This is a genomic window from Pseudonocardia nantongensis (assembly GCF_046546495.1).
GTDB classification, from domain to species: domain Bacteria; phylum Actinomycetota; class Actinomycetes; order Mycobacteriales; family Pseudonocardiaceae; genus Pseudonocardia; species Pseudonocardia nantongensis.
This window is the reverse complement of record NZ_JBKGXT010000006.1, coordinates 234138-253188: the sequence shown is the minus strand read 5'-3', so window position 1 is coordinate 253188 and position 19051 is coordinate 234138. Positions and strand designations below refer to the sequence as shown.

At 74.4% G+C, this 19051-nt stretch carries 23 protein-coding genes and 3 tRNA genes; 16 read left to right on the top strand and 10 right to left on the bottom strand.

The genetic code is table 11. The features are described from left to right. Positions 1–144 precede the first annotated feature (144 nt). Entirely contained in the window at positions 145–819 is a 675-nt protein-coding gene (gene tenA, locus ACLFMI_RS09200) for a thiaminase II (RefSeq protein ID WP_410947321.1), read from the bottom strand. Between the two features lie 208 nt (positions 820–1027). Between tenA and ACLFMI_RS09195 the strand changes: the two genes are divergently transcribed. Further along, positions 1028–1246 (top strand): hypothetical protein, encoded by a 219-nt coding sequence (locus tag ACLFMI_RS09195; protein ID WP_410947320.1) that lies wholly within the window; start codon positions 1028–1030, stop codon positions 1244–1246. 25 nt (positions 1247–1271) lie between these two features. Here the strand turns inward: ACLFMI_RS09195 and ACLFMI_RS09190 are convergent, their stop codons facing one another. The 6 genes from ACLFMI_RS09190 to mrf all read right to left on the bottom strand — a co-directional run bounded on the left by ACLFMI_RS09190 (position 1272) and on the right by mrf (position 8576). Further along, positions 1272–1751, bottom strand: a complete 480-nt coding sequence (locus ACLFMI_RS09190; protein WP_410947319.1) for a hypothetical protein — start codon at positions 1749–1751, stop codon at positions 1272–1274. 433 nt (positions 1752–2184) lie between these two features. Next, positions 2185–3486, bottom strand: a complete 1302-nt coding sequence (locus ACLFMI_RS09185) for a cytochrome P450 (RefSeq protein WP_410947318.1) — start codon at positions 3484–3486, stop codon at positions 2185–2187. 106 nt (positions 3487–3592) lie between these two features. Then, complete coding sequence (locus tag ACLFMI_RS09180; RefSeq protein WP_410947317.1) at positions 3593–6790, bottom strand: helix-turn-helix transcriptional regulator; 3198 nt, start codon at positions 6788–6790, stop codon at positions 3593–3595. A 62-nt stretch (positions 6791–6852) separates the two neighbouring features. Beyond that, positions 6853–7074: a hypothetical protein gene (locus ACLFMI_RS09175; protein ID WP_410947316.1), complete on the bottom strand. Its 222-nt coding sequence runs from the start codon at positions 7072–7074 to the stop codon at positions 6853–6855. Positions 7075–7176: 102 nt separating this feature from the next. Next, a complete protein-coding gene (rpmF, locus tag ACLFMI_RS09170; protein ID WP_410947315.1) occupies positions 7177–7347 on the bottom strand; it encodes a 50S ribosomal protein L32 in 171 nt (56 codons plus the stop codon). Beyond that, positions 7347–8576, bottom strand: a complete 1230-nt coding sequence (gene mrf / locus ACLFMI_RS09165; protein WP_410947314.1) for a ribosome hibernation factor-recruiting GTPase MRF — start codon at positions 8574–8576, stop codon at positions 7347–7349. The genes rpmF and mrf overlap by 1 nt, the downstream gene beginning before the upstream one ends. 114 nt (positions 8577–8690) lie before the next feature. Between mrf and rpmG (ACLFMI_RS09160) the strand changes: the two genes are divergently transcribed. The 13 genes from rpmG (ACLFMI_RS09160) to rplA all read left to right on the top strand — a co-directional run bounded on the left by rpmG (ACLFMI_RS09160) (position 8691) and on the right by rplA (position 13887). Then, on the top strand, positions 8691–8822 hold the full coding sequence (gene rpmG, locus ACLFMI_RS09160; protein ID WP_410947336.1) for a 50S ribosomal protein L33: 132 nt from the start codon (positions 8691–8693) through the stop codon (positions 8820–8822). Continuing rightward, complete coding sequence (gene rpsR, locus ACLFMI_RS09155; RefSeq protein WP_410947313.1) at positions 8822–9061, top strand: 30S ribosomal protein S18; 240 nt, start codon at positions 8822–8824, stop codon at positions 9059–9061. The genes rpmG (ACLFMI_RS09160) and rpsR overlap by 1 nt, the downstream gene beginning before the upstream one ends. Before the next feature lie 5 nt (positions 9062–9066). Beyond that, positions 9067–9303, top strand: coding sequence for a 50S ribosomal protein L28 (rpmB, locus tag ACLFMI_RS09150; RefSeq protein WP_410947312.1), 237 nt, complete (start codon positions 9067–9069; stop codon positions 9301–9303). Between the two features lie 124 nt (positions 9304–9427). Further along, positions 9428–9500, top strand: a tRNA-Thr gene (locus ACLFMI_RS09145). A gap of 38 nt (positions 9501–9538) precedes the next feature. Further along, positions 9539–9614: transfer RNA gene (locus tag ACLFMI_RS09140), tRNA-Met, on the top strand. Between the two features lie 41 nt (positions 9615–9655). Next, positions 9656–9823, top strand: a complete 168-nt coding sequence (gene rpmG / locus ACLFMI_RS09135; protein WP_410947311.1) for a 50S ribosomal protein L33 — start codon at positions 9656–9658, stop codon at positions 9821–9823. Positions 9824–9861: 38 nt separating this feature from the next. Continuing rightward, positions 9862–10311, top strand: coding sequence for an FAS1-like dehydratase domain-containing protein (locus tag ACLFMI_RS09130; protein WP_410947310.1), 450 nt, complete (start codon positions 9862–9864; stop codon positions 10309–10311). Further along, the gene (locus tag ACLFMI_RS09125; protein WP_410947309.1) at positions 10308–10757 is read left to right on the top strand and encodes a MaoC/PaaZ C-terminal domain-containing protein; all 450 of its coding nucleotides are present in this window, start codon (positions 10308–10310) and stop codon (positions 10755–10757) included. Before ACLFMI_RS09130 ends, ACLFMI_RS09125 begins: the two co-directional genes overlap by 4 nt. A 135-nt stretch (positions 10758–10892) precedes the next feature. Continuing rightward, positions 10893–10968, top strand: a tRNA-Trp gene (locus tag ACLFMI_RS09120). 139 nt (positions 10969–11107) lie between these two features. Continuing rightward, positions 11108–11461, top strand: coding sequence for a preprotein translocase subunit SecE (gene secE / locus ACLFMI_RS09115; protein WP_410947308.1), 354 nt, complete (start codon positions 11108–11110; stop codon positions 11459–11461). 230 nt (positions 11462–11691) lie between these two features. Then, on the top strand, positions 11692–12522 hold the full coding sequence (locus ACLFMI_RS09110) for a transcription termination/antitermination protein NusG (protein WP_410947335.1): 831 nt from the start codon (positions 11692–11694) through the stop codon (positions 12520–12522). Between the two features lie 71 nt (positions 12523–12593). Further along, positions 12594–13028, top strand: coding sequence for a 50S ribosomal protein L11 (rplK, locus tag ACLFMI_RS09105; protein ID WP_410947307.1), 435 nt, complete (start codon positions 12594–12596; stop codon positions 13026–13028). 136 nt (positions 13029–13164) lie between these two features. Beyond that, complete coding sequence (rplA, locus tag ACLFMI_RS09100) at positions 13165–13887, top strand: 50S ribosomal protein L1 (RefSeq protein ID WP_410947306.1); 723 nt, start codon at positions 13165–13167, stop codon at positions 13885–13887. A gap of 97 nt (positions 13888–13984) precedes the next feature. Here rplA and ACLFMI_RS09095 read toward each other — a convergent pair whose 3' ends face one another. The 3 genes from ACLFMI_RS09095 to ACLFMI_RS09085 form a co-directional block, all read right to left on the bottom strand. Continuing rightward, entirely contained in the window at positions 13985–15085 is a 1101-nt protein-coding gene (locus ACLFMI_RS09095) for a CaiB/BaiF CoA transferase family protein (protein WP_410947305.1), read from the bottom strand. Between the two features lie 82 nt (positions 15086–15167). Continuing rightward, positions 15168–15578, bottom strand: coding sequence for a sterol carrier protein (locus ACLFMI_RS09090; RefSeq protein ID WP_410947304.1), 411 nt, complete (start codon positions 15576–15578; stop codon positions 15168–15170). A gap of 160 nt (positions 15579–15738) precedes the next feature. Beyond that, a complete protein-coding gene (locus tag ACLFMI_RS09085; RefSeq protein ID WP_410947303.1) occupies positions 15739–16386 on the bottom strand; it encodes a response regulator in 648 nt (215 codons plus the stop codon). 64 nt (positions 16387–16450) lie between these two features. Between ACLFMI_RS09085 and ACLFMI_RS09080 the strand changes: the two genes are divergently transcribed. Both ACLFMI_RS09080 and ACLFMI_RS09075 read left to right on the top strand, forming a co-directional pair. Next, positions 16451–17782 carry a sensor histidine kinase gene (locus ACLFMI_RS09080; protein ID WP_410947302.1) on the top strand — a complete coding sequence of 444 codons (1332 nt, stop codon included), beginning with the start codon at positions 16451–16453 and terminating at the stop codon, positions 17780–17782. A 116-nt stretch (positions 17783–17898) separates the two neighbouring features. After that, entirely contained in the window at positions 17899–19023 is a 1125-nt protein-coding gene (locus ACLFMI_RS09075) for an NDMA-dependent alcohol dehydrogenase (protein WP_410947301.1), read from the top strand. Positions 19024–19051: the final 28 nt, after the last annotated feature.

The following is a 19051-nucleotide window of genomic DNA, read 5'->3' as shown; positions in this document are numbered from 1 at the left end:
ACGCAGTCACCGCCAGCCTTACCCTCGACCGCAGCGTCCGCTACCAGCGGACCACAACCACCAACAACCTGTCCTCGATGTGTTGAGACAGATCTGTCGCAGATGTGCTGAGACAGGACACGCGGTCCGGACCGCGATAACCACTCACGGGCCGACAGGCCACTCCTCCCGGCGGTGGGCGGCGTCCCAGAACATCCACTCGTAGCGTGACGTCGTCGTGAAGTGCTCGCGCATGAGGCCGAGCTCGGTGTCCGAGACGGTCGCCCCGACCCGGTCGGTGGCGTCCAGCACGGCCTCGACGACGGCGCGGTACTCGTCACCGGCGTACATGTCGATCCAGCGCTGGTAGAGCGGGTCCGCCGAGCCGGTCCCGACCAGGTGCTCGCCGACCTTCGCGTAGATCCAGTAGCAGGGCAGCACGGCCGCGACCCCCTCGGCGTAGGACCCGCCGTGTGCGGTGGCGAGCAGGTAGCTGACGTACGCCCGGGTGGCCGGCGCGACCGGCAGCGCCCGGGCCTGCTCGGAGCTGAGACCGAGCGCGCCGAGCAGGTCGGCGTGCAGCTCGCGCTCGGCGGCGATCGCCCCGGCGGCGTGCTCGGCGAACATCATGGTCTCGTCCTCGCCGGGGCCCTTCGCCGAGCAGACCGCGAGCGCCTTCGCGTACCCGCGCAGGTAGTGCGCGTCCTGCACGATGTAGTGCCGGAAGGTCTCGTGCGGGAGCGTCCCGTCGGTCAGCCCGGTGACGAACGGGTGCGCCAGGATCTTGTCGTAGATGGTCTCGACGTCCGACCAGAGCAGGTCACGCGTGCGGTCCGGCATGCCGCCACCGTAGTGCCGCGGTGCTGCCCGGGCCGGTGATCGGCCGTGCAACAACCGGTCGACACGGGGTCAAGACGGGGTGTCGTGCGAGTGAGACGCTGAGCACTCCGGGAGGCGAACCTCCCCGCGTCCGTCAGCATGGAGGGCGGCGGGTGACTCAGCGCCGAGAGCGCGCCGATGAGCAACCACCGATCGCGGAGGTGAGGGCATGAGCGCTCCCGCGCCCATGGAGCACCACGAGAAGATGCGGATGCGGGCTGCCGCGTTCCGGGCGACCCGGGTCTATCCCGGCCCGGTCGGCGAGCTGATCTCCCGCGAGCTGCTGTCCTGGGAGGACTTCGGCTACCGGCTCGGCGGGAACCGGCTCGTCATGGACCTGGTGGACCACGTGCTGACGTCCGAGCCCGAGGCGCGCGGCGCTGCCTGAGACGCGCCGCACCTGTCGGTGCCGGTCAGCGCAGGGTGGTGGTGACCTCGGCCGCCGGGCCGGTCGGCACGGCGCCGTCGGCCAGGCCGGCGACCGCGGCGGCCAGCACCACCATCGCGGCCAGGGTGGTCAGGCTGCCGGCCCGGGCGACGGCGAGGAACGCGCGCCCCGACGGCGACACGGCCGCGCCCCGGACACCGGCGCCCGGGACATCGAGGCTTCGGCGAGCGCCGGCGCGATGCCGGCCGGCCGCTGCCGGGTGGGCCGGCGGCCGGGTGTCGTTCCGGCCCGGTCCGGGCGGCCCGGCCGGGCCCGCGGCCGTCGCACGCGGTGACGCCGGTCGTGGCGCCGGCACGGCGAGCCGGTGCGCGGCGCCGTCGGCCGGGTTCTGCGGGGCCCGCGGTGCCGGGACGGCGATCCCGGCGCTGTGCGTGCCGCGCGCGGCGGTCGCCGCGCTGCCGACGGGGTGGCGCGGGCTGGGGATGCGGACGACGGGCGCGGACATGGCGATCACCACGATCTCGGGGAGTCGATACGGGCCTCGGGTCCCGGTGCGCGCCGCCGGTTCCGTCTGTGCCTGCTAGGTCGTGTCGGGTGACCATGGTGTTATCCCGTATCGTCATCCGCCAATCGTCGGAGTGACTACTCCACCCGACCGTATGACGGCCGCGCCCGTGCGCCGACCGAGCCACTACGGCCCGTGATCGGGTGTCACTCCGCTGCGGCGCCGTCGGCCGTCGGCCGGCAGCTCCCTTCCACGCCCGGGGGTTCACCACGGTCGTCGCCCTCTGATGGAAGGACGGCTGGCGTGCCGCTCGCCGGTGGGGCGCGGCGTTGGCCCGAGCCTCCGGGGGCGCCCTCGGTGCCCTGGCAGAGGCGAGGGTCCCCCCGGGGCATCCGGGCCACAGGCGCGGGCGCGGGTACGGGGGAGCGGGCGATCAGGCGCCGACCGCCTTCCCTCCGTCCGCGGTCACCGGCAGCCGGGTGATGCCGTTGATGAACATCGACCGCAGCCGGCGCGGTTCACCGGTGGTGGCCACCCGCGGCGCGCGCCGCAGCAGCTCGGTGAACAGCGCCGTGAGCTCCCGGCGGGCCAGGTGGGCGCCGAGGCAGAAGTGCGGGCCGGGCCCGCCGAAGCCCAGGTGCGGGTTCGGCGAGCGCCGGACGTCGAACGCCTCGGGGCCGGCGTTGGTTCTCGTCCCGCCGGGGCTGCTTCCGGGGAAGTACTCCGGGTCCCGGTTGGCCGACCAGTAGAACAGCGCGACCTTGGCGCCGTCGGGCAGCTCGGTGTCGCCGAGCACCGTCGGTGCCGCCAGCGTGCGCCGCATGTAGATCACGGGCGAGGCCCAGCGGACGATCTCCTCCACCGCCGTCGGGGTGACGCCCGCGGGGTCGGCCAGCCAGGCGGCCCGCTGCTCGGGGTGCCGGGTGAGCAGGTCCAGACCCCAGCTGGTGGCGTTGCGGGTGGTCTCGTTCCCGGCGACGACGAGCAGCACGAAGAAGCTGGCGAGCTCGTCCGGGGTGAGGCGCTCGCCGTCGATCTCGGCGTTGACCAGCGCCGAGGTGACGTCGTCGGTGGGCTCGGCGCGCCTGCGGTCGCCCAGCTCGCGCATCAGCGCGGCCAGCTCGCCGCCCGCGGTGAGCAGTGCGGTGGCGATGTTCTCCGCGTCCGGGACGTACTCCGGATCGGCCGCGCCGAGGATGACGTTGGTCCGGTCGTAGACGAACCGGTAGTGGCTCTCCGGGACACCCATCATCTCGCAGATGATCGTCAGCGGCAGCCGCGCGGAGATCGCCTCGACGGCATCGCACTCGCCCGCGGCCAGCAGGTCGTCGACGATCGCCGACGCGGTCCGGTCGATGTGGTCCTGCAGCCCGGCGAGCCGGCGCGGGGTGAACCCTCGGGAGACGATCCGGCGCAGCCGGGCGTGCCGCGGGTCGTCCGTGTTGATCATCGAGCCGAAGAACTCCAGGAACTCGGCGGGCATGTCCGCAACCGAGGTCGCGCCGGGCCCGGACCGGAACACCCCCGGGGCGCGGCTGGCCTCGACGATCTCCTCGTAGCGGGTGAGCGCGTAGTAGCCGGATCCCGGATCGGGCATCGGTGTCGCGGGCTGCTCGAACCAGCTGATCCCGGGGCGCTCCCGGAGCGCGGCGAAGGCCGCCGCGCGGTCTGCGATCGGGGCGCCCCAGAAGCCGTCGACGTCGGACAGATCGATGGTGGTGGCTGCGTCGGTCATCGTCGCCGTCCCTCCCGGCCGCACCGCTGCGGCCGCACCCGACACTAGGCAGAAGTGGTGGTGTGCGTCACGGGCCGCGTGGGCCGTCGGCGGGCCGGCCGGGCCGTCACCGGTGCGGCGGCAGCAACCCCCGCGCGTGTGCGACGGACACCGCCTCGGCGCGGCCCGAGGCGCCGAGCTTCGTCATCGCCCGGGACAGGTGCACGCTCACCGTCTTCTCGCTGATGTAGAGCCGCTCGCCGATCGCCCGGTTGGTCAGTCCGTACGCGACCTGTTGCAGCACCGCCTGCTCGCGCGGGGTGAGCGGGGTCGGCCTGAGCTCCGCCGCTGCCCCGGCGGCGTCGCCGGACCCGCCGGCTGCGGCTGCCCCGCCGGCGGCAGCCGACCCGCCGGTTGCGGCTGCTGCTCCGGTGGCCCCGGTCCCGGTCGGCGGGACGCCGGTGGGTTCCCCGGCCCGCGCGGAGAGCTCGGCGACGGCGGTGGCGAGCGGGCGGGCACCGAGGCGCGCGGCCGTCGCGGCTGCGGCCGCGAGGTCCTCGGCTGCGGCGCGTCGGTCGCCCGCGGCGGCCCTGGTCCCGGCCGCACCACCCCGGGCCGCGCGTTCCAGGTACGCCGCCGCCCGCCGGTACCGGGCCTCTGCGGCGCGGTAGTCGTCGCCGTAGCCGGCGAACGTCTCGACGACCGGGGTCCAGGCGTCCGGGTCCGGCATGCCGCGGGCGCGACCGGCCTCGGCGTGCACGCGGGCGAGCCACGCCCGGCCCTCGGCGCCCAGCCCGCTGCCGCGCGGCAACCCTCGCTCGGTGGCCGACTCCGCGGACGCCACCATCTCCGCGGCGGCGGTGCGGGCCTCGGCGTCCGGGGCCCCGGACGCCCGTGCCGCGGCGGCGAGATCGGGGTACGCGGCCGCGCCGAGCGCGCTCACCATGATCAGGACGAGGTGCCCCGGGTCGTCGCGGCGCAGCTCGTCGACGGTGCTGCGGGCCCGCCGGGCGGCGAGTCCCGGGTCGCCGCGCCAGCGTGCCGCCTCCGTCCCGACGATCCCCAGCAGCAGCGCGAGCTGGTCGAACGACCGTGGTCCGGGCTGCTCGGCGAGGGCGGCGATCAGCTCCTCGGCGCCGTCCAGGTCCCCGCGGGCCATCGTCACCAGGGCCCCGGCCGCAGGCAGCACCCCGGCGACCCGGACCGGGACGGCCGGGTCCGCGACCCCGGCGAGATCGGCCGCGGTGTCCCAGTCGCCGCGCTGGAAGGCCACCCGCACCCGCACCAGCGCGAACTCCAGCCCGTACCCCGCCCAGGACAGGCCGTACCGGACGGCGCGCCGCCAGCCGTCGTCGAACTCGGTGGCCGCGGCGTCGAGCAGGCTGTCCTCCAGGAACGACACGCCGCGACTCCAGACCGTCCGCAGCTCGACCGCCCGGTTCCCGGAGGCCTCGGCCAACGCGGCCGCGTCGGCGAGCAGGTCGCGGGCCCGGGCCGGGTCGCCCTCCCGCTGGGTGCAGAAGGCCAGCGTGGCCAGCGCGTCCGCGTGCGCCGCGGTCAGGTCGCGCCGCTCTGCGGCGGTCCAGTCCGCCGGATCCGCCGCGCGGACGGCGTCGAGGGCGGCCCGGGCGTGTTCCCAGGCCGGTTCGGCGTGATCGGCGGTGAGCAGCACGCGGGCCAGTGCCGCGTGCGCCCAGGCCCGCTCCGGACCCGGCGCCTCGTCCGCCAGCAGTTCGACGGCCGCCGCCGCGGCCTCGGTCGCCTCCGCAGACCGGACCGGCCCGCTCCCGTGGTCGAGCAGCCGGAGCGCGTACCGGACCCGGGTGTCGGCCCGGGCCCGGTGCCCCTCGCGCTCGTCGGCCACCCGCACGGCCCGCAGCCCGAGCGCGATGCCGCGGTCGGGGTCCCCGGAGCCGCTCGCCGCCCACGCCGCGTCCCCGGTGAGCACGCTCTCCGGGAGCCCGGCCACCCCCTCCGGGTCCGGCACCGCGGCCCAGAGCTCGAGCGCGCGCTCCGCGTGCACCAGTGCCTCGGCCGGCCCGTGCCGCCGTTCGGCCTCCCGGGCCGCCCGGACCGATGCGGCCAGCGCCCGCGGCAGATCGTGCGCGGCGACCGCGTGCCGGGCCAGCTCCGCCGCCGTCCCCGGCCGGTCACGGCCCGCGAGCAGCTCGGCCAGCCTCCCGTGTAGCCGGACCCGCTCGCCGGGGAGCAGGTCGTCGTACACGGCCTCGCGCAGCAACGCGTGCCGGAACGCGTAGGCGTCCGCGCCCTCGTCGCCGGGCCGGACCGGGACCAGGACGTGGTGCGAGACGGCCTCGCGCAGCCCGGCCGCGAGCTCGTCGGCCGGCAGCCCCGCCGCCTCCTGGAGCAGGTCGTGCGGGATCCGCCGCTCCGCGAGCGAGGCCACCTGCAGGACCGCGCGGGCCGCTTCGGAGAGCTGGTCCAACCGGGTCAGCAGGACGTCGGCGAGCGCGTCCGGCAGCTCGGCGCGCCCGGCCGAGACCATCTCCTCGGCGTAAAAGGCGTTGCCGCCGCTGCGGTCGGCGATCCGGTGCAGCACGTCGTCGCCGAGCCCGGTCGCCGACGCGGCGGCCCGGGCCCGGACCAGCTCCAGCACGGCACCGGACCGGAGCGGGCCCAGCTCCATCCGCCGGACCGGGGGCAACCGGACCAGCTCGGCCAGGGTCCGGCGCAGCGGATGCCGGCGGTGCAGATCGTCCGCGCGGTAGGTGGCCAGCACGAGCAGCGGCTGCGAGCCGAGCCGGGCGAGCAGGTAGCTGAGCAGCTCGCGACTCGAGCCGTCGGCCCAGTGCAGGTCCTCGAGCACCACGAGCAGCGGCGCGTCCTGCGCGGCGGCCCGGAGCGCGCCCGCCACGGCGTCGAACACGGCGGCCCGGTCCAGGTCCCGGTCCCCGCGGGCGGCGTCCGGTGCCGGCGCGTCGCCGGGAACCAGCCCGCCCAGCGCCGGCCGGTCGGCGACCAGCTCCGCCGGCCCGATCGGCAGTCCGGCGAGCACCTCGGAGAACGGCAGGTAGGGCAGCGGCGCCGGGCCGGTGTCCAGGCACCGGCCCACGACGACCGTCGTGCCGGCCGCGGCCGCGTGCGCGGCGAGCTCGGCGGCCAGCCGGGACTTCCCGATCCCGGCGTCCCCGGCCAGCAGCACCGCACCCGCCCGGCCGGCGCGGGCACCGTCCAGGGCGGCGTGCAGCTCGGCGAGCTCCGCCGAGCGGCCGAACAGGTCCGCCGCCGACTCCGACCCCGACGCCGGCGGGGCAGTGCCGGCGTCGGACGTCGGGCCGAGTACGGCCGCTCTCCCCAGGACCATGCGGGCATCGTGGCACGGGCCACCGACATCTCCGCCCGGATCCGTGCCGGGCGACCCCGCGGTCAGGCGCAGAGGTCGTGGTCGGTCGCGCTGCGCCCGGCGTCCGGGTCCGGCCGTCGCGGCCGGGCGGGGGCGAGCCGGAGCACCCGGCGCAGCCACGACCGGCGGCCGCCCGGTCGCGCCGTCCGGGCCAGCCGCTCCGCGGCCGCCTCGGCCAGCAGCCGTTCCCGGCGCTCCTGCGCCAGCGAGGTGAGGTGATCCATCGGGATGTGCGTCATCAGCATGGCGACCACGCTCGTCCTGAGGGGTGGCCCAGCACATCGGACGATCACGTCGTCCGCGCCCGCTCCCGGGCGTCGCGGGTAAGTCGCGGGTAAGGGGTGCCCTCAGGAGGGCGGCGGCAGCAGGCCCCGCCGGTAGGCCGGGACCAGTGCCGCCGGCACCAGGTGCCGGCGGCCCTCCAGCGTCACCGGTACCAGGTCCGGGGCCTGCGCCTTCCACTGCGCGCGACGCTTCCGGGTGTGCGACCGGGACATCTTCCGCTTCGGGACGGCCATCAGCTCTCTCCTTCTCGTTCGTCCGGTCCCCGCTCACCGCGTGCGGGTGCCGGGTACTGACAGGGCTCGTCGTGCGCCCGACCGAAGGGATCGGGCAACGCGGCCCAGGCGTCCGCTCCGGCAGCGATCTCGGCGTCGGAGAGCAGGGCCTCGCGCAGCGCGGCGTCGAGCTCGTCCGGATCGGCGGCGTGGCAGAGCACGACCAGGTCCTGCGCCCGGTCGCCCCAGCGCGGGTGCCAGGCCAGCGCGGCCATGGCGCGCCGCTGGTCCCCGACCTCGGTCCAGGCCTGCTCGCCGGCCCCGGCCAGCCAGTCGCCGGCGTGCCCGATCCGCAGGCCGCCGCCCGCGCTCTCCAGCCAGAGCACGGCGTCCGGTCGGGTGGCCAGCCAGACCCGGCCCCGGCCCCGCACGACGCCGTCGAGCAGCCTGTCGAGCGCGTCGTGCAGCCGGTCCGGGTGGAAGGGCCGCCGGGCGGAGAACAGCAGGGTGCGGACGCCGTGCGCGGCCTCCAGCGGCGGTGTCCCGCGCAGCAACGGGTCGTGCACCCCGCCCGGGACGCCGCGCCGCGCCTCGGCTGGCAGGTCCGCGCCGAACACCCGGTGGTCGGCCGACGACGCCGGCAGCCGCGGCGCACCCGGGCTCAACCGGTCCAGCACGGTGGCGGTCCGGCCGTCCGGGTCGAGCGGCCGCGTGGTCACCAGGACGTCGGCGAACTCGGCCTGGCCGACGGCCAGCTGCGCGACGGTGCGCCCGTCATCGGGCAGGGTGGACAGGCCGCGCTCGGGCAGCGTCGCGTCGCCGGTGGCGTCGTCGAGCCACTCGTCCGGATCCAGCACCGCGACGACCGCGCGCAGGTCGACCAGGTCGGCCGCGGTGCAACGGGTCCCGGTGCCGGGGTCGAACAGCATCGCCCCGAGCGCCCAGCACACCGGCTCCGGCTCCAGCCGCGGGTCCAGGTGCAGGACGACGCGGTCGACGGTCCCCGCCAGCGCGGCGAGCGTCGGGAGCACGTCCTCGCGGATCGTGCAGCTGACGCAGCCGTGCGCGAGCTCCAGCACCGTCCGTTCGTCCCGGACGTCGTCGCGCAGCCGGCGGTGCACCCGGCCGCGGGTGAGGTCGTGCAGGTCGTGGTGCAGGACGACGACGCCGGGGTCCAGCTCCCGCATCCGCTCGATCGTGCGTTGCACGCCGGCCCGCGGCCCCCCGCACAGCACCACCAACTCGGTCATGTCCCGCCTCCCGCATCGCACGTCGTCCCGGACGGGTGTAGCCTAACGAAAACGATTCCCATATTGAAAGGAGGGTCGGTGGCGAAGAGCACCGACGTGCGGCCGATCGTGAGGATGCGATCGACCGCCGGGACCGGCACGACCTACGTGACCCGCAAGAACCGGCGCAACGACCCGGACCGGATGGTCCTGCGCAAGTACGACCCGAAGATCCACCGACACGTCGACTTCCGGGAGGAGCGCTGATGGCCGGGAGGAAGCCGGAGCGCGCGCCGCGCCGCAAGCCCAACCCGCTGCACGCCCGCGGGATCGACCGCGTGGACTGGAAGGACACCGCGCTGCTGCGGACGTTCGTCTCGGACCGCGGCAAGATCCGCGCCCGCCGGGTCACCGGCCTGACCCGGCAGCAGCAGCGGCAGGTCGCCGTCGCGGTCCGCAACGCGCGGGAGATGGCGCTGCTGCCCTACCCGCACGCGGGACGGTGATCGAGGTGTCCCGTCGCTGCGACCTGACCGGGCGCGAGCCCGGCTTCGGGAAGAACGTCTCGCACTCGCACCGCCGCACACCCCGGCGGTTCGACCCCAACGTGCAACGCAAGCGGTACTGGCTCGCCGAGGAGGGCCGGTGGGTGCGGCTGACCCTCTCGGCGAAGGGGATCAGGACGGTGGACCGGATCGGCGTGGCCGCCGCGGTCGGCCGGATCCGGGCGGCCGGACGGAGGGCCTGAAGGCCCGGCCTGACCTGCACGGATGCGGTTCCGGGCACCCCTGTGCGAGTTCCCGGAATCGCCGTGTAGAGTTCTTCTGGTCGGTGAGCGGAGAGCTTCACGAGCTCCGCTGATCGGTGCTGCCGCCCCCTTAGCTCAGTCGGCAGAGCGTCTCCATGGTAAGGAGAAGGTCTACGGTTCGATTCCGTAAGGGGGCTCTGTAGAACTTCAGAGCCGACACACGCGAGCTCTGTATGACGGTGTAGCTCAGTTGGTAGAGCAAGCGGCTCATAATCGCTGTGTCGCCGGTTCAAGTCCGGCCATCGTCACCACGCTGGCGAAGTATCCGAACACCTGCTGGGAGGCACCCGCGATGGCCAAGGCCACGGACGTGCGGCCGAAGATCACTCTGGCCTGCGAGGAGTGCAAGAACCGCAACTACATCACCAAGAAGAACCGGCGGAACGACCCCGACCGGCTCGAGATCAAGAAGTTCTGCCCGAACTGCAGCACGCACCGGGCGCACCGCGAGACCCGCTGAGTGCGGAGCTCGCGCGGCGAGAGCCGGAGCTGAGTTCGGTGCCGGACCGGTCCTGGGTCGGGCACAGCCTGGCCCCATCGGAGCCCTACCAGGTCGGCCGGGAGAAGGTCCGCGAGTTCGCCACCGCCATCGGTGACGACCACCCGGTGTTCCATGATCTCGAGGCCGCACGGGCGGCCGGGCACCGCGACCTGGTCGCGCCACCGACGTTCCCGGTGTGCTTCACCATGCCGCTCATCGAGCGGTTCCTGAGGGACCCGGCCCTGGGCTGGGACTACTCCCGCATGGTCCACGGCGACCAGCGGATCGCCTACCACCGACCGGTGATCGCCGGTGACGAGCTGACCACGGTCGTGCACGTCGACGAACTCCGCACCCGGGCCGGCAACCACATGCTGACCCTGCGCTGCGAGGTCGCCGACGCCTCCGGCGCGCCGGTCGCGACCACGCACTCGATGCTGGTCAGCCCGTCGGGGGAGGGCTCGTGAGCGGCCGGCTCACCGCGGAGTCCGCGGCCACGCTCGCCAAGGGCGACCCGCTGCCCACGCTCGAGGTCCAGGTCACCCGGGCCGATCTGGTGCGCTACGCCGGTGCCTCCGGCGACCTCAACCCGATCCACTGGAGCGACCGGGTCGCCGGTGCCGTGGGCCTGCCGGGCGTGATCGCGCACGGGATGTTCTCCATGGCGCTGGCCGGGCGGGTGCTCACCGCCTGGACCGGCGACCCGACGGCCGTGCGCAGCTACGGCACCCGGTTCACCCGTCCGGTCGTCGTCCCGGACGACGACACCGGCGCGACCGTCGAGCTCGGCGGCACCGTGGCGGAGATCCGGGAGACCGAGAGTGTGCGGGTCGCGGTCGTCGATCTCAAGGCGGTGTTCGAGGGCAGGACCGTGCTCGGGCGTGCCCGGGCCGAGGTCGTCCTCCCCGGGTAGTACCCGGGGTGCGGAACGGTCCGCGGTGGTGCCGTACACTCGATCCAGCCGGGCGCACCGGATCATCCTGCTGGACGTTGCGGGATGACGGGTGTGTGTGTCCGTCCCGTCGCTCGTCAGGGCGGATCGGGGTATAGGGGTGTAGCTCAATTGGCAGAGCAGCGGTCTCCAAAACCGCAGGTTGCAGGTTCAAGTCCTGTCACCCCTGCCATGGCGTGCGCGATCATCGGAGCCTCCGGTGGCGGCACGTCCGGCGGTACGAACGGCGAGGCAGAGCAGGACAGGTTCGAGGGCGACGACGGAACCGACGGCGGGCGAATGGTCGCCTGCCGCGGGCGGAGGGCGAAGGCGTGAGCGACGAGCGCGATCCGGAGCGGTCCGGGCGGGAGCGCCCGAGCACCGCGGCCGACCGCCGTGGCCGGCGGGCCTCCAAGGCCTCCCGCGCCGGCGGCACCCCGGCGAAGGGCGCCCCGACCCCGAGCCGCGGTTCCACCGCGACCCGGGAGAAGCCCTCGCTGTTCGCCCGGCTCGCGCGGTTCCTGCGCGAGGTCGTCGCGGAGCTCCGCAAGGTCATCTGGCCGAACCGGTCGCAGATGGTGACCTACACGATCGCCGTGCTGGTCTTCGTGTCGTTCATGGTCGCCCTGGTGTTCCTGCTCGACTCGGCGTTCGCCGAGGGCGTCGCGCTGCTGTTCGGCCGCTGACCGGGCGACCGGCCGGGACGACCGGCGACGACTCCAGAGACACCGATGAAGGAAGCGAGAAGGACGTGACCTCCGACAGCGCCGGCAACGCCGGCAGCAACGGCGCCGCGCAGGACGACGCGGCCGACCAGGCTGCCATCGACGCGGCCGCGGAGCACGCGGCCGACGAGTCGCTTCCCGAGCAGCCCGTCCGGGACGCCGACACCGAGGCCGCCCACGGGGACGACGCGGTGTCCGGCGACTACACCGACACCGACGACGCCACCACCCCCGGCGCGGTGGCCGAGTCGCTCGACGGCGAGGGCGCCGAGGAGCCGACCGCCGACGACCCGGGCGCCGACGACTCGACCGGGGACGACTCGACCGGGGGCACCGAGCCGGCGGAGGAGCCGGCCGCGGCCGCCGAGGAGCCGGAGGAGGACGTCGACCCGGAGCAGGAGCTGCGCACCGCGCTGCGGCGCGCGCCCGGCGACTGGTACGTCATCCACTCGTACGCCGGGTACGAGAACAAGGTGAAGTCCAACCTCGAGACGCGAGCCCAGACCCTGGACGTCGAGGACTACATCTTCCAGGTCGAGGTGCCCACCGAGGAGGTCACCGAGATCAAGAACGGGCAGCGCAAGAAGGTTCAGCGCAAGGTGCTGCCCGGCTACATCCTGGTCCGCATGGAGCTCAACGACCAGTCCTGGGGCGCGGTGCGGAACACCCCGGGCGTGACCGGCTTCGTCGGTGCCACGTCCAAGCCGTCGCCGCTGTCGATCAACGAGGTCGTGAAGTTCCTGCTGCCCAAGACCGAGGCCCCGGAGAAGAAGGCCGAGGCGGGCAAGGCGGGCGCCCCGGCCGCGGCCGCGTCCGGCGGCGGTGGCGGTGGCGGTGCGGCGACCATCGAGGTCGACTTCGAGGTCGGCGAGTCGGTCACCGTCATGGACGGCCCGTTCGCGACGCTCCCGGCGAGCATCAGCGAGGTCAACCTCGACGCCCAGAAGCTCAAGGTGCTGGTCTCGATCTTCGGCCGGGAGACCCCGGTCGAGCTCGGGTTCAACCAGGTCTCCAAGATCTGAGCCAGCAGCCCAGGAGGACGCCGGCGGCAAGGCAGGGCCGCGGCGTGCACATCGATCACTGAGGAACGGACATGCCCCCCAAGAAGCGGAAGCTCTCCGCGATCATCAAGCTGCAGATCCAGGCCGGCGCCGCCACCCCGGCGCCGCCGGTCGGCCCGGCGCTGGGTCAGCACGGCGTCAACATCATGGAGTTCTGCAAGGCGTACAACGCCGCCACCGAGGCCCAGCGCGGCAACGTCGTGCCGGTCGAGATCTCGGTGTTCGAGGACCGCTCGTTCACCTTCGAGCTCAAGACCCCACCGGCGGCCAAGCTGCTGCTCAAGGCGGCCGGCGTGGACAAGGGCTCCGGCGAGCCGCACAAGACCAAGGTCGCCTCGGTGACGATGGACCAGGTGCGCGAGATCGCCGAGACCAAGATGCGCGACCTGAACGCCACCGACTCCGACCAGGCCGCGAAGATCATCGCCGGCACCGCCCGGTCGATGGGCATCACGGTCAAGGACTGACCCCGGACGCAGTCCGGGGACAAGACAGCCCCGAAGGGCCGAGCACTTCGGGGGAGTGACGGGGGCGGAGGCCCCCGTCGGTTGGGAGAGCCGGGCGCGGCTCGCACCACGACTGACCTCGCAGAGGAGAGGACAGATGGCACAGCGCAGCAAGGCCTACCAGGAGGCTGCCGCGAAGATCGACGCGGACCGCCTCTACTCGCCGCTCTCGGCGACCAAGCTGGCTCAGGAGACGTCCAGCAAGAACACCGACGCGACCGTCGAGGTCGCCCTGCGGCTGGGCGTCGACCCCCGCAAGGCGGACCAGATGGTCCGCGGGACCGTGAACCTGCCGCACGGTACCGGCAAGACCGCCCGGGTGATCGTGTTCGCCACCGGCGACAAGGCCACCGAGGCCGAGGCCGCCGGCGCGGACGTCGTGGGCGCCGAGGACCTGATCGAGCGGATCCAGGGTGGCTGGCTCGAGTTCGATGCCGCCATCGCCACCCCGGACCAGATGGCCAAGGTCGGCCGGATCGCCCGGATCCTGGGCCCGCGTGGCCTGATGCCGAACCCGAAGACCGGCACCGTGACCCCGGACGTCACGAAGGCCGTCAACGAGATCAAGGGCGGCAAGGTCAGCTTCCGGGTGGACAAGCAGGCCAACCTGCACCTGATCATCGGGAAGGCCTCGTTCGACACCGAGAAGCTGGTGGAGAACTACGGCGCCGCGCTGGACGAGATCCTGCGGCTCAAGCCGTCGGCCGCCAAGGGCCGCTACGTCAAGGGGATCACCTTCTCCAGCAACTCGGCCCCGGGCGTCCGGGTCGACCCGAGCCGCACCCGCAACCTGCTGGCCGCGGACACCGACGAGGCCTGATCGGCCCGCAGCGTCCGGCAGCACACGACACCCAGCACCACACGACGCCCCCGCCGGAATCCGGCGGGGGCGTCGTCGTGCCGCAGGCGTGCGTGGGTCAGGACCAGTCGGCGACGACCGAGTCGGCGTCCTCCGGGCCGGTCCGGCGGCCGGCGGTCTCCGGCGGCGTGCGGGAGAACCGCGGTGCCGGAGCCGCCTGCCGGACGCCGTCGGCGGTGACGATGGTGTTCCGCGCGGCCAGGTGCGGGTGCTCGGCGGCCTCGCCGTAGGACAGCACCGGCGTCGTGCAGGCGTCGGTGCCGTCGAAGACCTCGGCCCACTCGTCGCGGGGGCGGGAGGCGAACACCTCGGTGAACCGGTCCCGCATCTTCGGCCAGCCGCCGCGGTCGTACTGATTACCCAGCTCGTCCTCGGCGATGCCCAGCCCGGCGAGCAGCTGGGCGTAGAACTGAGGTTCCAGCGCGCCGACGGCCATGTGTCCGCCGTCGGCACAGGCGTAGGTGTCGTAGAACGGCGCGTGCCCGTCGAGCAGGTTGGAGTCGCGCTCGTCGACCCAGGCGTCCTGGGCGAGGAAGCCCCAGACCATCTGGCCGAGCACGCTGACGCCGTCCACCATGGCGGCGTCGACGACCTGGCCCTGCCCGGAGGACCGGGCCTCCCAGAGCGCGGCGAGCACCCCGATCACCAGCAGCATCGAGCCGCCACCGAAGTCGCCGACCAGGTTCAGCGGCGGCACCGGGCGCTCGCCGGACCGGCCGATGGCGTGCAGCGCCCCGGTCAGCGAGATGTAGTTGATGTCGTGCCCGGCCCGCGGGGCCATCGGGCCGTCCTGACCCCAGCCGGTCATCCGGCCGTAGACCAGCCGCGGGTTGCGGGCGTGGCAGTCGTCCGGGCCGACGCCGAGGCGCTCGGTGACGCCCGGCCGGTAGCCCTCCAGCAGCACGTCGGCCTTCTCGGCCAGGCGCAGCACGGTCTCCCGGCCCGCCGGGTCCTTGAGGTCGGCGGTGACGGTGCGGCGGCCCCGGACCGTCGGGTCCGGCACGTCGTCGGCCCCGAGATCCAGCCCGCCGGACGGCCGGTCGATCCGGACCACATCCGCGCCCAGGTCGCCCAGGACCATCGCCGCGTGCGGTCCGGGCCCGATCCCGGCCAGCTCGATCACCTTCAGGCCTGCCAGCGGCCCCCTGCCCCGTGTCACCCGTCGGCCTCCTCGTCGCGGTGTGTGGTTCCCGGCGACGATAGCCGCCGCTGTCGTCCCGGTGCCCCGGCGCTCGGACCGGTCAGGCCTTGAGCAGGTCGTCCCGCCCGTCGGCCTCGAGCTTCCGCCGGTAGGGCCCGAACAGCTGCTTGGCCGTCGGCAGCAGCTTGAGCAGCTTGGACACCGGGCCCTTGGCACGCACGTCGCCCTTGCCCATCGCCACCGGCAGCACGACCTTGCCGAGCCAGAACCGGTTGCCGGTGTCGGCGGACATGAACAGCTCGATGTTCGGTGCCGGCCCGTTGCCCGCCCCGGTGTGCAGCTCCGAGTTCGGCATGTCGACGGTGATCACGGCCGCCGGGTCGGTATAGGTGATCCGCAGGACGATCCCGGTCGGCTGCAGCTTCGCCACCAGTTCCGGGTCCTCGAGCCCGGCCCGGAACACCCCACCCAGGTACTCGTAGACCTCGGCCTCGTCGGCGAACACGGCCATCAGCGCCTCCTCGCGAGATGTGCGGCGGGCAGCGACCTGCCCGTGATCCGCGCGGAGTCTGCCCGGTGATCGTTCCCGGCGGCCAGCCCGCGGCCGGGTCAGCCGTGGCCCGCGCGGACCGTGCCGGCCGGTCCCGGCATCCGCCCCGCCCCGCTCGGCCCTAGTCGAGCAGCCCGCACCGCCCGGCCAGGGCGGCGGCCTCGATCCGGTTCGTGACGCCCAGCCTGTGCAGCAACGAGGCGATCATCCGCTTCGCGGTGCGCTCGCTGACCAGCATCGGGCGGGCGATGTCCGCGGTCTCCAGCCCGCGGGCCAGCAGCGTCCACAGCTCGACATCGCGGTCGGAGAGCCGTTCCAGCAGCCCGTCGCCGGTGCGGTCGGCGGCCGAGAGCAGGGCGTCCAGCAGCTCGGAGCGCAGCACCCGCACCCCGGCGCCGATCGCGAGCAGCGGCGCGACCAGCACCTCCGGGTCGGCGGACTTGCCGAGGTAGCCCTCGGCACCGGCGCGCATCGCGGCGGCCGCGAGATCGAGGTCCTCGGTGCCCGACAGCGCCAGCACCCGGGTCCGGGGGTAGGCGGCCTTGATCCGGCGGATCGTCTCGACCCCGCCCAGTGGTGGCAGCGCGAGATCGACGACGGCGATGTCGGCCCGGTGCCTGCCGACCAGCGCGACGGCCTCCTCCCCGGCGGTCGTCGACCCGGCGACCCGGAAGGTGTCCCCGGCCCGGGACTCCAGCAGCAGGGCCAGACCCTGGGAGAACAGGGCGTGGTCGTCCACGATGACGACGACGTGCGGCTCGGGTGGCACGGGCGCCAGCCTAGTGTGGGCGCAGCCGTACCCGATCACGCGACCCGGAGGGCGGGCACCCGCGATGACCACCCGCAGCGACCCGGCCGCGGTCCCGGACCCCGGCCCCGCCGACCAGCTGCCCGAGCGCACCACCGAGGAACGCACCGCGGTGGTGCTGCGGCTGTGCGTGGTGCTCGCCGCGGCGGCGTTGCTCGTGCTCCGCCCCGAGGTCGCCCGGGGCGGGACCGCCCTCGCCGGGGCCCTGATCGTGTCCGCGGCCGTCTACGCCGCCGTGCTGGCCGCGGCGTCGGCGCTGCGCGGGCGGCTCCCGGTACGCCCGGCGGTGCTGACCGGGGTCGACGGTGTCCTGGCGGTGGTCGCGTGCGGGCTGACCGGCGGCACGGCGAGTCCGATGGCCGCGGCACTGCCGCTGGTGGTGATCGCGATCGCGCTGCGCGGCGGGGAGCGGGTCGGCCGGGTGGCGGCGCTGGTGCTCGGCGCGGCCTACACCGTCGCCGTGCTGCTCGGGTCGTCGCCCGCGCTCCCGGTCCTCGACCGGGTGCTGGCCGGGTTGTGGTGGACCGGGTTCCTGTTCGCGACGGCGGTGCTGGTCGGGGTGCTGGTCCGGTTGCTGGAACGCCAGCTCGCCGACATCGCGACCACCCGGGCGCGGGCGGAGAGCGAGCACGAGCGTTACCTGTCCGAGCGGGCGCTGCGGGACCGGCTGGTCTCCGAGGGCCGGGCCCGTCTCGACGGTGCGCGGGTGGTGCTGCACGAGTTCCGCACCCCGGTCGCCTCGCTCACCGCACTGTCCGCGGACCTGGCCGCGGAGCGGCTCAGCGGTGATGCCCGCCGGACCGCGTCCCGGCTGCTGGCCGACCACGCGGCACACCTGCAGGAGATGCTCGACGGCCTGGCCGACCTCGCCGTCACCGACGGCAGCCCGCTCGGTCGCGACCGGCCCCGGGCCGTGCCGCTGGCCGAGCTCGCCGACGGGGTGCTGGATGCGGCCGGGATCGCCGCCGGACGCCGTCGCCCGCAGGTCGAGCCGGCGGGGGCGGCGGTGCACTGCGACCCGCAGCGGCTGCGCCGGGTGCTGACCAACCTGGCCGAGAACGCCGCCCGGCACAGCGGGGACGAACCGGTCGAGCTGTACCTGGCGCACGACGGCACGGCGCTGACCGCGGAGGTGCGCGACCGCGGCCCCGGCCTGCCCGCCGGGCAGGAGGGCCTGGTGACGGCGAAGGGCGTCGCGCTGGGGGAGCGGCGCGGCACCGCCGGCCTCGGGCTGTGGATCGCCGAGGCCCTGGTGACCGCGATGGACGGCGAGCTGACCCTGCTCCCGCGTGACGGCGGCGGGCTGACCGCCCGTCTCCATCTCCCCGTCCCCCCGAGCCGCGTCGGGGAGCCCTGACGCGAGTTTCGGGCACCCGTAGCGGGTCAAGGCTCCACAACGTGTGGCACCCGGGGGCCAGGGCTGGCGCGGGTGACGGGTGCGGTGGCCGGGCGCGGACGGCAGGATCGCCTCCCATGCGGACGACGGCAGCGGTGCTGTGGGAACCGGGCGGCAAGTGGGAGATCGAGGAGCTCGAGCTCGATCCGCCGCAGGCCGGCGAGGTGATGGTGGAGCTGACGGCATCCGGGCTCTGCCATTCCGACGAGCACCTGGTGACCGGTGACCTGCCCGCCGTGCTGCCGATGGTCGGCGGGCACGAGGGCGCCGGCCGGGTGATCGAGGTCGGTCCGGGCGTGAGCGACCTGGAGGTCGGCGACCCGGTCGTGATGACCTTCCTGCCCTCCTGCGGGCGCTGCCAGTACTGCGCCAAGGGCCTGCCGAACCTGTGCAACGACGGCGCAGGCGCCACGCTCGGACCGCAGCTGGACGGCACCTACCGGTTCCGCGCCCGGGGGCCCGGCGGGGAGGAGACCGAGATCGGCCAGATGTGCCTGCTCGGCACGTTCGCGCAGCACACCGTGGTCCCGGTGAAGTCCGTCGTGAAGATCGACGAGGGGTTCCCGCTGGACCTGGCCGCGCTCATCGGCTGCGGGGTCACCACCGGGTTCGGTTCCGCGGTGCGCACCGCCGAGCTGCAGGCCGGGGACACCGCCGTGGTGGTCGGCGTGGGCGGGATCGGCGCGAACGCGGTGCAGGGCGCGCGGATCGCGGGCTGCCGGAACGTCGTCGCCGTCGATCCGGTCGAGTTCAAGCAGGAACGCGCCCGGGAGTTGGGTGCCACGCACGTCGCGGCGAGCATCGACGAGGCCTGGGAGACGGTCAGCTCGGTGACCCGCGGCCAGATGGCCGACGCCGCGATCCTGTGCACCGGGGTGGCCGCGGGCGCCGATCTGCAGGCGCTGCTGCAGCTGGTCGGCAAGCGCGGCCGGGTCGTGGTCACCGCGCTGGCCAACGCCGAGGAGGACACGGCGGCGCTGTCCCTGCTGGATCTCACGCTCTACGAGAAGCAGATCCGCGGGTCGCTGTTCGGCAGCTCCGCCGCACAGCACGACGTGCCGCGGATGCTGGAGATGCACAACCTCGGCCAGCTGCGGCTCCGCGAGCTGATCACCAAGGAGTACTCCCTCGACCAGGTCAATGAGGGTTACGAGGACATGCGTGCGGGGCGCAACATCAGGGGCCTGATCAGGTACCGGTAGGCACGACGACGGCAAGGGGGCCGCAGCG